The organism is Chryseobacterium sp. BIGb0232 (assembly GCF_024810195.1).
GTDB classification, from domain to species: Bacteria; Bacteroidota; Bacteroidia; order Flavobacteriales; family Weeksellaceae; genus Chryseobacterium; species Chryseobacterium pennae.
Window position 1 is genome coordinate 91301 of sequence record NZ_JANUEH010000008.1, and the last position, 14023, is coordinate 105323.

At 36.5% G+C, this 14023-nt stretch carries 12 protein-coding genes; 4 read left to right on the plus strand and 8 right to left on the minus strand.

The features are described 5' to 3' along the window. Window positions 1-56 precede the first annotated feature (56 nt). The 4 genes from M2372_RS17305 to M2372_RS17320 all read right to left on the minus strand — a co-directional run bounded on the left by M2372_RS17305 (window position 57) and on the right by M2372_RS17320 (window position 6482). Window positions 57-1724, minus strand: a complete 1668-nt coding sequence (locus M2372_RS17305; RefSeq protein ID WP_123319457.1) for a hypothetical protein — start codon at window positions 1722-1724, stop codon at window positions 57-59. Between the two features lie 85 nt (window positions 1725-1809). Continuing rightward, complete coding sequence (locus tag M2372_RS17310; protein WP_123319458.1) at window positions 1810-3288, minus strand: hypothetical protein; 1479 nt, start codon at window positions 3286-3288, stop codon at window positions 1810-1812. A gap of 1127 nt (window positions 3289-4415) precedes the next feature. Further along, window positions 4416-5810, minus strand: a complete 1395-nt coding sequence (locus tag M2372_RS17315) for a tetratricopeptide repeat protein (protein ID WP_123319460.1) — start codon at window positions 5808-5810, stop codon at window positions 4416-4418. A 315-nt stretch (window positions 5811-6125) separates the two neighbouring features. Further along, on the minus strand, window positions 6126-6482 hold the full coding sequence (locus tag M2372_RS17320; protein WP_123319461.1) for a helix-turn-helix domain-containing protein: 357 nt from the start codon (window positions 6480-6482) through the stop codon (window positions 6126-6128). Between the two features lie 154 nt (window positions 6483-6636). Between M2372_RS17320 and M2372_RS17325 the strand changes: the two genes are divergently transcribed. Both M2372_RS17325 and M2372_RS17330 read left to right on the plus strand, forming a co-directional pair. Then, window positions 6637-7269, plus strand: a complete 633-nt coding sequence (locus tag M2372_RS17325) for an NAD(P)H-dependent oxidoreductase (RefSeq protein WP_123319462.1) — start codon at window positions 6637-6639, stop codon at window positions 7267-7269. A gap of 91 nt (window positions 7270-7360) precedes the next feature. Beyond that, entirely contained in the window at window positions 7361-8362 is a 1002-nt protein-coding gene (locus M2372_RS17330) for an MsnO8 family LLM class oxidoreductase (RefSeq protein WP_123319463.1), read from the plus strand. 168 nt (window positions 8363-8530) lie between these two features. On the opposite strand, the gene M2372_RS17335 is transcribed toward M2372_RS17330, so the two are convergent. Continuing rightward, entirely contained in the window at window positions 8531-8782 is a 252-nt protein-coding gene (locus M2372_RS17335; protein ID WP_123319464.1) for a hypothetical protein, read from the minus strand. Window positions 8783-8859: 77 nt separating this feature from the next. Further along, the gene (locus M2372_RS17340) at window positions 8860-9402 is read right to left on the minus strand and encodes a hypothetical protein (protein WP_123319465.1); all 543 of its coding nucleotides are present in this window, start codon (window positions 9400-9402) and stop codon (window positions 8860-8862) included. A gap of 333 nt (window positions 9403-9735) precedes the next feature. Between M2372_RS17340 and M2372_RS17345 the strand changes: the two genes are divergently transcribed. Then, window positions 9736-10680 (plus strand): MBL fold metallo-hydrolase, encoded by a 945-nt coding sequence (locus M2372_RS17345; protein WP_123319466.1) that lies wholly within the window; start codon window positions 9736-9738, stop codon window positions 10678-10680. A 66-nt stretch (window positions 10681-10746) separates the two neighbouring features. Here the strand turns inward: M2372_RS17345 and arr are convergent, their stop codons facing one another. After that, window positions 10747-11160, minus strand: a complete 414-nt coding sequence (arr, locus tag M2372_RS25545) for an NAD(+)--rifampin ADP-ribosyltransferase (RefSeq protein WP_409013144.1) — start codon at window positions 11158-11160, stop codon at window positions 10747-10749. Window positions 11161-11603: 443 nt separating this feature from the next. Continuing rightward, entirely contained in the window at window positions 11604-12950 is a 1347-nt protein-coding gene (locus M2372_RS17355) for a hypothetical protein (protein WP_123319468.1), read from the minus strand. 653 nt (window positions 12951-13603) lie between these two features. Between M2372_RS17355 and M2372_RS17360 the strand changes: the two genes are divergently transcribed. Continuing rightward, entirely contained in the window at window positions 13604-14014 is a 411-nt protein-coding gene (locus tag M2372_RS17360; protein WP_123947274.1) for a DUF6705 family protein, read from the plus strand. The last annotated feature ends 9 nt before the right edge of the window (window positions 14015-14023 follow it).

Below are 14023 nucleotides of genomic sequence, written 5' to 3' on the forward strand. Positions count from 1 at the left end.
GGGGACAGTTTCTGCCCCCTTTGTACCGAAACACTGTAATCACATTATTTACTATTTTATTGCTTTTTCAAAACGTCTATCTCCGCCTGCAGCTTCTCTGTAATTTTCAGTAATGAAACGATGTTGTTTTTTTGTTCATCAATCTGCTTCTGCTGTTCTATGGTGTGTAGATACAGCTCTTCAATTTTCTCTAATGACTGTACAGACAGGTCTGAAATATTGAAAGAATATCCCTCCGCAGTTTTCTCCAGCTCTTTAATAGAAGTTACACCGGGAAGATGTCTGTTTTCTTTAATGAATTTTTCGGTATCATATAAAGAAGTGAACTTATAAGCAGGTTTTATCTCCGAACTTTTATCATAATACTCTTCAAAAACATAATCAGGATAGCTGCTGCCTGCGGTAACAATACTTCCGTTTACTTTCAGCTTCTGATTGCTGGCAAAGGTTTGCTGGCTGGTATAGCCCACACTTAAGGTATTATTGATATTGAATTTTCCATTCGGATCAATTTGTGCTCTTTGAGTCCCTGTGTCTCCTCCTCCTAAACTTGTATGAAAATCAATTCCTGAAGGATTAATCGTACTGCCAGTTCCTATAGATAGAGAAGTACTTTTACCGGTAGCACTAATTTGCGCAGCATCATTTGTATCAGTATATAGCCAAAGCTGATAGTTTCCTCCATTGGAAAGTCCTATAGAAGATCTTGTTCCACTACCAGAATCTTGCACTAGTCCTACTCCTGCAGAATTTTCAAATTGAGTTTTTTGAGTCCTTTGAAAAGTAAGACTATTTCCATTTTGGGTTAAAGTTCTTGGTTCTGTAAGAGTTCCATTAGCATTGTAAATATTCAAAGCGTTTGCAGAACCCCATGCTGTTCCGTTCCATGTCATGACCTGCCCGTTTGCAGATCCTGAAGTAAGACCCAATGTATAAGGACTTGCAGATGTACCGGATCCAGCTCTGGTTAACCCACCATTAGTAGTTGCATTAAGTACCTCATTACCAACCACTCCGTCTACCTCAGTAAACTTAACAGCTGCAGGACTCCATGTTGTACCGTTCCATGTCATGACCTGTCCATTGGCTGTTCCAGAGGTAAGGCCCAATGTATAAGGACTTGCTGCTGTTCCGGCTCCTGCTCTGGTTAATCCACCGTTAGTTGTTCCGTTAAGTACCTCATTACCAATAACTCCGTCTACTTCAGTAAGATTAACAGCAGCAGGACTCCATGTTGTACCGTTCCATGTCATGATCTGTCCATTGGCAGTTCCAGAGGTAAGTCCCAATGTATAAGGACTGGCTGCCGTTCCGGCTCCGGCTCTGACTAATCCGCCATTAGTAGTTGCATTAAGCACCTCATTACCAATAACTCCGTCTGTTTCTGTAAAAGTTCCATATGCTAACTTCTGCCATAATGTTCCATCAAAATAGAAATATCCTGCTGTTGTTACATTAGCCGTTTTTGCAGTCGTTCCGGTAGAGGTTAAAGCCTCAGTAACGTAGACAATGGCTCCTGTCTGGGCTGCGGAATATAATCCATCTTTGGTTTTCAGTTCTGAGCCTTTTAATCTCGGTGCGATCAGTCCATCTGTTTTAGTACTATCTGTTGACATCCCCACGATATCAAAGGTTGCCTGGGGAGTTGCTGTATTCACTCCTACCTGTGAAAATGCAAAGCCGGAGATCAGGAGTACTCCTGAAAGAATGATGTTTTTTTTCATGTGTTGTATATTTATTTATCCTTGTGTGTTATTTTGAGAATACAGATTTTATATAAATCTGCGGAATCATTTGTGTAGTTAGAATCTAATTAATTGTAGTTCCTACAATATCAAAGCGGTTATCTCCGTAGGTTTTTTCACATCCTGAGGAAGGACTCGGTGCACAATCATTAAAGCCACCGAAATCAACTCTTATCCCATCTTCATCTGCGGCATATACATAACCTTCCAATACAGCAGTATAGATTCCAGGCTCTAATACAACGCTTCTGGTACCGTCAATATAAAATGTTCCCCAGACTCCACCCAGTTTTCCATTGGTATAAGACATGCTGGAACGTAATATCATAGCCTTAGAAAAATAAGGAGTATCAGTTGTGGATCCTGAATATAGTCTCACATTCACCTGGATTAACTTGGCATATACGTCTTCCAAACCATATCCGGCATACTGCCCGGCATCTTTTGCAAAATGGGAAGCACTTGTTGAATGTGAAAATGTTACGATTGATTTCTTAGTTAAAGTAAATGTCCTTTTGGTTAAGTCTGCCTTTGCTTCTTTATAATTATGGGCTCCTATAGTGGTAATAGTCTCTCCAAGAGCATCATTATTATCTCCACCGGCATACATTGTGGTTACAGCAGGCACTCCCTTTAATGCTCCCAATATCCCGTTATTGTCAGCCACTACAGTTTTTGTTGCAAAAAAAGGTTGGCTCTTACTTTCATTTCTTGTTCCATCAGGATTGGTAAACAGTACATCTGCGGAACCATTAAGAGGTAAAGTACGGATTCTTACATTTCCGTTAACATCCAGTTTTTCAGTGGGGTTATTCTGGGTTTCATTGATTGTATTGATCCCCAGATTTCCCGTATTATGTGCAAAACGAGCCCATTCACTATAGGCGGTAGGACTTGTATACTGACCAAATGAAATATGTCCTTTAACACCTCCAGAGGTATAAAGTCTGGTTCCCGGTGAGTCTGCATCTCCGGTTTTTGGGAAATATGAACTTTGGGTCATTCCATATTTTTCACCAGTACTATCATTAAAAACCCTTCCTACTCCATAATCAGAATCTGAACTAAACTGTATAAAACCATCCACATATAGCTTTGCAAGAGGATCTACATCTCCTATCCCAACATATCCGGGACCATCAAAGAGCAAATACTTATCTTTCTTGAGGTATGCAGATCTGTCACTGGTAAAAACATCATCTGTATTGTAGATGTTATGTCCCAGTTTTTGCCAGACTGAACCATCAAAGTGATAATAGCCAACCTTGGTGATATTTTTTGTTTTGTCTGTTGTATCGGCTTCATCTAATCCTTCCGTTACATATACAATGGCTCCCGTCTGATCATTTGTGTAATTAGAATCTTTGGCTTTAAGTTCTGCGCCTTTCAGTCTTGGGGCAATAAGTCCGTCAGTTTTGGTATAATCTGCAGGGGAAGCTACAATATCCAGTGTTGCCTTGGGATCGGGTGTACTGATACCTATCTGTCCGAAAGCAGAGACCCCGGTTAAGAGTGTCGCTGCAAAAATTAAATTTTTCTTCATTGTTGTTAGGTTATATTTTTTATTTGTTTTTTTTCATCATATGCAGTTCAATACCTGCATTACACTTTTGATGTAATGAAATTGGGCACTCTCCCATTTTATTATAGGATAAAAACTAAATGTTATTTCAACGGATATGAATTTATCCGGAAGAAGGTGATCTTAATAAAAACAGAGGATGTTTTACAGTGACAATTTCAAATGGTTTATCTCTATTTAAAAAATATAAATGAGTACAGCCTTTATTCTCTAAGGAAGAAAATCCGGCCATACCAGTTTCTTTATTCCCAATGCATACCTGAGCATACAAAAAGCTGATGATCACAAAACAGTCCAGCAAAAACAATCTCCCTATAAAATGGAGATTTTCTTTTTTGAATGTTATTATTTGTATTGTCATGGTTCGAAATAGTCTTAGTGTTTAGATCAGAAAATAAATAGATAAACAATCGTCTTTTACAGTTTAATTATTATTGTCATTCATTTTGTGAATTATTTGTGTTTTTCAGTTCTGTATTCTTCATCAATTTGAATGGGCAAATATTCATTATTTTAGTGTTTAATAGCAAATTACACACCCCCTACAAAAGCTATACACAGTTACAAGTTATTGATTTTCAATAATATAAAAACAAGCCAAATCTAATTATTCTACATTTAGCAATAAACAGATTCCATTAAAAAAACGAAAAGATTTCATCCTGAAAAACGAGTATAACTTTTCGTCAGTTTTTACACGAAAAATTAGTATTTATTGTAACAATTCAGAAGTAAAATCTTGTTCATTTTAATGAAAATCCCTTTAATGGATTAAGAATAAAACTGAACATTTACAATTTCATGCTTCTCCTTATCCTCTGCTTCAAATACAGATCTAAGATTGCGGGATCTCATTCAAAAGTAAAACTTCTGATTATTATGGAGATTTTTTCGTACACCGGAAAGCAAAGTTGATCTTAAATGTTATTTCGGTATAGAAATCCAATCACATCCTCATATCTTATGAATAGTATCTCCTGCTTATTATCAAAATCAAGCTTCCTAATCATCTCCGGTATACAATAAAAAACCATTGACATATCTGCCAATGGTTACTGTTATCTAAATAATACAGGAGGTTCAAGATGTTAATAATCTCTTCTCATCCAGTTGTTGAAGTCTATATCTGAAGGGATACTATATTTCTTACGGAGTCTGCTTCGTCGCATTTCAACGGCTCCCAGGGTTACATACGTATAGGTTGCAATATCTTTAGCGGAAAAATTAAGGTAAGCCATTGCGCAAAAAGTAAGCTCACTACTCCTGACCTTCGGATCAATTGCTTTTAATTTCTGAATAAAACCCGGGTATAATTCTGAAAAAAGGGTCAGAAATTCAGGATTATTACTTTTTGCCAAAGTAATAAGATCATTGAATTTATTCTCCTCAATCTTCCTTTCGAGTACTACGGTTGCCTGACTCATTTCAGTGAGAGTTTTTTTATTTTTATAGATAAGCTTTTTATTTTTTATATGCCATCTGTACCAAAATAAAGCAACAATAAGCAATACAAGAACTGCCAACACAATAAGATATACATATTTCCTGCTTTTCATGTTGTTTTCATGTTCTTTCTGATCCAGGATCTGACTTAATGCCTGCTCTACCACCTGTTTATTTGCTACATCAAGGGAATCAGTGAGTTTCTGATATTGATAAAGATAGCTGTTGGCTTCCCTGGGATCAAGATTATTTTTCATAAAGTAATCTCCAAGTACGCTGTATAGCTGCTGCACAGCATCTGTAGCATCTAATTCTTTAGCATTCTGAAGCGCTTTACGGTAATAGCTGATTGCCAGTTCCTGATTTCCTCTGGCAGCTTCCAAATCTCCATACTTTCTCAAAGCAAAGTATAAATAAGGCACCTTGTATTTTTCAAGCAAAAACAATGATTTATCCAGATATTCCTGAGCTTTTACATATTCTTTTTGGATCGTGTACATCTGCCCCTTTTTAGCATAAGTTCCACTGAGATCGAAAAAAACCTGTTCTTCTTTCAGCTTTTTTAAAATATCTTCCTGCTGTTGTAAATGCACCCAGGTTGAATCATATTGGCGCAGCTGGGTGAAAACTTCTGAAAGATTCTCATGGGCCCAATAGGCAGACATATCTTTTCTGTAAGGATCTTTTATCTTCTGAGAAAATTTCAATTGTTTATTAAATTCCTGAATAGCAAGTTTATTCATGTTAAGAAGTCCGTACGTTCTTCCTCTCAATCTGTAAACTTCAACCTGTGTATCAATAACAGATGTGAAATAAGGTTCACGCTCTGCTTTTTTAAGATAACCCAACGCCTCATTGTATCCTCCTGTTTCCGCCAATACTTTGGCAATGTATATATTTGACAGGGTTTTTCCTTTTGAATAATTATATGTATCTGATTTTTTTAAAGCTTCATTAGCTGTCCTAAGAGAAGGAATCAATTGAACTTCAGAAAATTCCGTAAAAGACTTATCCAAAAGGCTGTCTATTTGTTTCTCCATGCGGGTTTGCCCCTGTATAAACAGGCAATAAAACAACAGAATAAGAATAGGGAAATTTTTCATCAAATATTTAATATTAAGAAACAATATACACCGCCAAACAAGACAAGCGCAAAAATATCATTAATAAAACAATGAAAAAAGTAAATTTTTATAGATTTTTATCGAGAAAACATGATGTATATAGAAAAAAGAGGCTACTTTTAACCGATTCACAAAACAGATAGTTTCTGAATTAAAAAATTGAATAAAAAGAATTTTATACCGCTAAAATTTCTGTTTTAAGCAGCATAGATTTTAATGTATATTGTTTTTTTAGTTTGTAAGCAGCTGCTCTCTGTATTCTATTCCCCATTTTGCCATTGTATCAATAATATCATGCAGGCTTTTTCCAAAGTCTGTAAGTTCATAATCTACTGTAACGGGCATTGTATTATTTTGGGTCCTGCTCACCAGATTATTCATTTCCAAATCTTTAAGTTCCTTTGAAAGTGTTTTGGCTGCAATGCCTTCAAGCTGTCTTTTCAGGTCCATAAAACGCATTTTACCCCCAAAATACAAGTGACTGATGATTATGGTTTTCCATTTTCCTTCCAATAAATAGACCGTGTCTTTTACTCCTCTGATATGATTTTTACACTCCGGCCCCAGTTCCAATCTTTCTTTTTTCATATTGAATAATTAGACTACAAAATTAGATAATTATCCCACATCAACGAAACTTGGTTACCCTTAGGTAACCGGTTACCTAAGGGTAACAGGTATATAATAGCAACTGCTTATGGCGTAACTTTGCATCATCAATCAACAAGTAAATAATACAATTATGTCACTACAGCAAACACTAAACTGGAGATCTGCAACCAAAGGCTATAACGGAAAACCCATTGAGAATGAAAAGCTGGAGCAGATACTTGAAGCTATTCGTCTTGCTCCATCAAGTTCAGGATTACAGCCATTTAAAGTTTTAGTTATCAAAAACAGAGAGCTAAGAGAAAAACTACAGCCCATTTCCTGTAATCAGGATCAGATTGTAAGGGCTTCTCACATTTTGGTCTTTGCTGCATGGGATGAATATACCACAGAAAGAGTTGATTCATTTTTTGAATTCAGCAATCAGGTAAGAAATCTTCCTAACAGTGCAACAGATGATTATCGTTTGAACCTATTGGGCATGCTGGAAAAACAAACCAGAGAACAGCATTTTAACAACGCTTCCAAACAAGCCTACATTGCTTTAGGATTTGGGCTCTTGGCAGCTGCGGACCTTAGAGTGGATGCGACTCCTATAGAAGGATTCAACAATGAAGCAGTGGATGAATTACTGAATTTACCTGAACAAGGCTTAAAAAGTACTGTTTTAATGGCTCTTGGTTATAAAGATGAAGAGACCGACTGGTGGGGAAAACTGGACAGAGTAAGAAGATCGAAGGAAGAATTGTTTGTTGAGATCAACTAAATTAAGCATAAAAATTAATAATAAAAAGCAGGAGATCTTTTGAAGGTCTCCCTTTTTTTGTCTTACATTAATAGCCCCATAAATCAATACAATGAAACTGAAATTAAGCATCCTGGACCAGACTCCAGTTATTAAAGGCGGTAATGCTGCTACTGCGCTCAAAAACAGTTTGAACCTAGCCAATATGGCTGATGAGCTGGGCTATCACAGCATTTTGTACGCAGAGCACCATGGTGTGGAAGCCTATGGAAGTTCCAGTCCGGAAATCCTGGCAGCAACGGTTCTTGCCAATACAAAAAAAATCAAAGTAGGCACCGGAGGAATTATGCTTCGTAACTATTCCGCTTTTAAAATTGCAGAATGGGCAAAAATGCTCGCGCTACTCTATCCCGACCGTTTTATACTTGGTTTGGGAAAAGCTCCGGGAGGTCTGAAAGATGCAGTGCTCTCTTTAAATGGTCATAAACTTCCTATTCTGAATAATGTGAATGAAAAACTGGAAGAAATCATTGCTTACCTCAAAGAACAAAGCTATAAGGGTGCTGAGCTATTCGCTCAGCCGACACATATCTCAACATTGCCAGAGGTCACTTGGCTAGGTTCCGGAGAAAGTTCCGCTAAAGAAGCTGCAAAATTTGGTATCTCCTACTCTATGGCTGATTTCATTGCAGAAGGATCAAATACCGAAATCCAGAAAATGTATCTGGAAGAATTTAATCCTACAGGATACAATAATCTCCCTTCTTTTCAGGTAGCTCTCTCTGTTTCTGTTGCCGAAAGTCTTGAACAGGCACGCCGGAATGCATATGGAATGGTGTATCAGTTCGTAGAATCCAGAAAAATTTTAGCCCCTAAGGCATTGAAACCTTCTGAAGAGGTAGAAACACTTATTAACAACAGTGAAGACGAAGAATTGTTCAACGCTCTGCTTGATAAAGTCGTCATAGGCACTCCGGAAACCATCCATTCAAAATTGAAAGCAAAAGCATTGCAATACGGAACTCCTGATCTGGTATTATTATCGAATATGTTCAACGAAGGAGACAGGATTTTCACCTATAAAAGTATTATTGAGCAAAGGCCATCGGATTAAAAACATCAGTTCCTTCTATGATCAAAGTAAGATCATACCTCAATTCATGACTTTGATCTTCTTTCCGGCTTTGTTCAATATAGCCTGGGAAGAATATTTTTCATCAAGATTCTGAAGCGTTTCTTTCAATTCCAGATAATGGCAAACATTAATACCTGAACATTGATTCTATTTCAGGTTTCTGGATTCCAGCTCCTGTTCCAATGCCTGATCTCGTCTGGTATACTGAACTCCCAGAAGACCTGCAAAAAATAGCGGAAAAAGTGTAAAAAATCCAAATCCGTTTTTTACACTGCTGTATACTGCAATACCAATGAAAGCCCCTATAAGAGCAGCATTTATTATTTTCCCAGATTTAGATTTCTTCTTTTTCTCTAAAAGCTCCTGATCAGTTAATTCACTTATTTTTTTTTCGTTCATGGTTATAGTTTTTTAATATGAATACCCTATTAACTTATAAATTTTCTCCTTTTAGTAATAGAAAATTTTCAGTCTGTTTAATTGGCTGCAGGATCAATAAGTTCTGTTGTAATTCTTAAAGATTTTAAAAGATTTTTATCATTAAAAAACAATGTTGAATAGTGTTTCCCACTTTTAAAAATCAGCTCTGACCCTTCTGGAAATTCACTGTCAGCGCTCAGTTTCTTAGCTTTTGCACCATATTTTTTGAATTTAACTTTAGCTTCCTCCAGTGTTGTTTTATTTAGAGTAAGATTATAAGGTAATCCATCTACGATCAATATTTTATCATCAGGGATTTCAAAGAACATTTCATTAATAGCATTATTTTTTCCAAGGCTAGAATATAGCTCCAATCCTGATTCTGTAATCCATTTGGCATATTTTTCCTCGTTGGCATCTTCATAAAAAACAGTTCCCGTATGTAATGCCTTCGAGATTTTATCCGGTGTCTGCGGAAAAATAAATTCAGTATTTTTATCCAGTAAGGAGTTCAAAGCTGCCGTTTTTTGAGAAAATGCAGTTATACTCAAGAACTGAAAAAGTATTGCCAGAGCTAAAGTGGACGGTTGTATCTTCATATTGACTGTTTTTGGTGGTTTTTCAGCTTTAAAGATAATAAAATTAGGGGAAATGGTCAGGAAACTGGAGGATGGATGATGGAAGTTGCCATTTGGCAGACAATTACTGACAGACAATGAATTTAAACTATTATCTTTTAAAGAAATCAATGCTATTGTTTATCCTATTTTAATATATTTTTCCTTAGTCCTGATAAGTCTTTAGCTTCAGACTTTTGCGCCTGATCCCTTTTTTCTTCAACAATGACAGTCTTTTGATCAGCAGAACCGGAGAAAAATAATGTAAATTTGCACTACCCTGGCGCAAAGGTCAGGTTTTTAGTTTTTAATAGAATGAAAAAAGCAGCATTTTCTTTACTGGCACTTGTTTTACATCTGGCCTGCCAGGCACAAAATTTTGACGTTATTCCATTGGGCATTTATGGGGGAGAACAGGAGGACAATTTATCCGCTTATTTAGTCGGAGCCACCCAAGACAATACATTTCTTTGCCTTGATGCCGGAACTGTAAATACCGGAATCCGAAAAGCAGTTGAAGAGAAAAGTCTTACCGGTCCGGAAGAAACGGTTCTTAAAGATCAGATCAAAGGATACTTCATTTCCCACGGCCATCTGGATCATCTGGCAGGGCTTATTATCAATTCTCCAGCTGATGCCAAAAAAGATATTTTTGCTATCCCATCAGTGGTTCAAATCCTGCAGAATCATTATTTTATCACAGATACCTGGATCAATTTTGCAGATCAGGGACAGAAACCCATCCTTGGAAAGTACCATTATAATGAGCTTCAGGAGGGAGTGGAAATCCCGACACAAAAGACATCTTTTTTCTTAACAGGATATGAGCTAAGCCACGTAAATCCGTATAAAAGCAGTGCTGCACTTGTAAGAAACAATGATCATTATCTGCTTTATCTTGGTGATACCGGTGCCGACAGAATCGAAAAGTCTGACCGCATGGACAACCTTTGGAAAAATGTAGCTCCATTGATAAAGAAGAAACAACTGAACACTATATTGATTGAAGTTTCTTTCCCGAACAGCCAGCCTGAAAATTTACTGTTTGGCCATCTTACCCCTAATCTATTGGTGGAAGAACTCAAAAAGCTAAAAGAAAAAACAGGACAGAAAGATCTGGAAGGTCTTACAATTGTAGTGACCCATAGAAAGCCTACCGGTGATAATCCTGAGATCATAAAAAAAGAGTTATTGAAAAACAATCCTTTAAAGGTAAAATATATTTTCCCTGAACAAGGTAAAAGAATTAATTTACCTTAGTAACAGAAAGCGATGAAACTTATGTTTCATCGCTTTTTTATTGATACGGATGGATTTCCCCTTCGATTAATTGATTATATCTTCTTTATTGTTTTCCAGTTTTTCACGGAATTTATGAAGATCTTCAGGATTGGGCTTAGTCCAGTCAGTCACTTCCCCAATAATTTTCAATGGGGCTTCTGAACGGTAAGAACGGGTTGGATTCCCTGGAAATTTTTTATCAGTCAGATTCGGGTCATTTTCAAAATGCCCTGTTGGTTCCACAATATATACCCGCTCAGATCCAATTCCCTTTGCTAATGCAGCCGCAAGTCCTGCACCATTTACCAATGCTGTAAAATAAATATGATTCATTATGAATTCTGACTTATAATTAGAATGCCCACCTGCCGTTAGCAGATCTCCTATTTGCAGGTCAGCTCTGGTTCCATGATAAAAAGGACCTTTATCAAAAATTTTATCTTTTACTGATATCGCCAACTCATTATACTCTTTTGATTTTTCCGGATCTGAAAGTTCTTCATAGCATTTAGCCATCTTTACATAAAGGGTGTAAAAAGAGCTCCCGGCAGTGTCATCATTTGCTTTTAAAGCATACTGTAGCGCTGTTTCGAGCCATTTCAACTGATCAGATGGTGTTTTTTGCTGTCGTGCTATATAATATGCAGAAAGAAATTTCTCAACATCGTTTGTTGCTTCATTCCAGCCTTGCATAAATAATTTTTCTGCTTCTGCAGGTTTATTTTGTTCTTCCATACTCATTCCCTGAATACAGAGCTTAACAACAGTATTGAATGGTGAAAATTCCATAGTATAAATATTTTGTTTCAGATTTTTGAAATTTCTGACAATAAGAGTTCTAATTCCTTTTCCATAAATTTACACAAATACGTCAATCGTATTGGGTTCAATATTTTGAATTCCTAATGCGCAGCATTGGTATTGAAACTTTGTTCAAGAAAAGTCTCGGTTGAAATCCCGTGTTTTTCAAAGTCAGAAATAATCATTTCTTTCAGTTTCTGAAATCTCTCGGCAGAGACTCCATCCAGTTCTTTTGCCACCATATAAAAAAATGTACCCTTATATTTCTGTAGAACCGAACGAACGGCTGCATAGTCCATATTTTCAAGGATTTTATCTGTAAAATCACCTTTTAGAGGCAAATTAATGGAAGAACTGAACTCAATCGGTTTGAATGTGGCATCTTTTGATGTTTGAACATTGGAAGGAGGAAATGACTCATGCGGATTATAAACAGTGAGATAAACAGAAGCACCATTCCCATCATCCTGATTGAATATACTCTTATTCATTATAGCAAAAAATTTTCCAGGTTTATTGATCACTGCCAGATGATAGGCAACACTGTCAGGATGTTTGATGTACTTTTCAAGAATTTCATTGTCTTCTATACGCCGTAAGCCCATAATCTCTATTCTCGGTATATAGGGATCTCCACCTATCTCCGGAACAAATTCTACAGAAGCTCCCCGATCATTGGTAAAAAGAGTTATAGGACCAAACTTCAGAGAATAATCTGCTGCAACTTTCTGCGCCTGCTGGAAGTTCTTCTCATAATCAGATTCTATCTGAAACATTGATCTGGTGAGCGATCTTGCTTCTTCTTTTCTTTTGTTTTGGATGATCTCTGTACCACAGGTACGTGCCAATATCAACACAGCAGAGAGAATTGACAAAGGAATGACAATATATTTATAGTTTCGTTTCTTAGAAACCTGTAATTGTTCTACAAGACGGGCTGCTTTTTCCTGTAATTTATTTTTCTCAATATTTTCGTCATGAGTTTGCAAAGGCTGTAGTGCCCTCTCTTCCAGATTCCGAAAAAGTTCATCCCTGAATGCAATGAATGCTGCAATATCATCCACTGATTTTTGATTCCGGGGATTAAATTGCCACACCAGCTTTTTACCATTATTCAGTTTTATCCGCATAGAAGGTGGTGGAGCCTGCAAAAAATTATAAGGCGGAATACTGTGGATATCTTCATAACGAATACGGCCATGTCTTTCTGAAGTAAAACCTTCATGATCTACTACAAGCGTATCCGTTTCTGCAGATATTTTGATAAACCGGGCCATACAATAAATTACAGCTCCGATTCCGAGGGGAATGACGATCCATAACCCCCACGGAATGGTATCCAAAAGAACCGTACTCAGTAAAATTACAATCAGAGGAATACCGAAAAAAGCCAGCAAAAAATATAAACCTCCTTTATTGTTCTGGTATTTGAATGTAAATTGTTTCATGATCCGGTATTCATCTCAAATTATATGATGCCCATAAATTTAATATAAACCTGCTACATCCTAATAACTGATCTTATTTTTTTTAATTTAATTCAAAATATCTTCATCAAATTAACATCAGAATATTCAAAAGGCTATTTTCAGCCTTATCTTCTTTTCTTAAGGTTTCCAGAAAGATCAGACCGTTCCATTAAAAACGGCAAGCTGATGATTGAGTATGTCATAAGCTAATATTCCTGCAGCAGGATTTATAATGTTTAAATGAGGACTTTTCATTTTGGGAAGAATCATCGCTTTATGATATCAGCCAGTACCAAAATTCCTGGAGTCATATTTGTACTGCTACTCCCACCAATGGCTACCTTCGCTGTTGTTGATTCTGATTTTTTTAATTTTTTAAACATTATCAAAAAATTGAATACAGTCATCGGATTCATTTTATTTCGTTTTAACAAGCAGAAAAATTTAAACCCAACTGAAATGAGATTAAGCTTGAAAAAATTTTCAGATTCTTTATCTTCAAAGTTTTATTCTTTGCCCCCAGACTATGTGATTCTACCATCATCTTCATGATAATGATCTGTATAAAAATCCAAAAATTAATAGTATATTTAAAAGATATAGCCTAGGCTATTCAATCCAAAAGAAAATCAATGAAGCTACTGACTTTTATTTTACTATTTCTAGTATCAGGAATATGTAATGCGCAGGATCATGAAATCCCTCAAAACATTCAATCTGACTTTGAGGGAGTCTGGATGTATAAAACTGAGTACTTTACCAATTCTATAGATATCCGATTTGAAAAAGGGAAAAATTTTGCGACTTTTACAGATATTGGAACCGGTGAAGCTCCGCCAAAAACACTTAAGGCCACTGTAAAAGGGAACCTGTTAATTATTCCAGCCCAACAACACCAGAACGACTATGTAGAGGCCGAGGTTATCAAAGGAAAACTCTATCTCAGAACAAGGCAGGTACTGTGGGATAAACAAGGGAATACAACCGGCAATAAAGGGAGTTCTGACCAAAGAATTTTTAAACGCATCACTAAGAAAAGATAAACAAATATA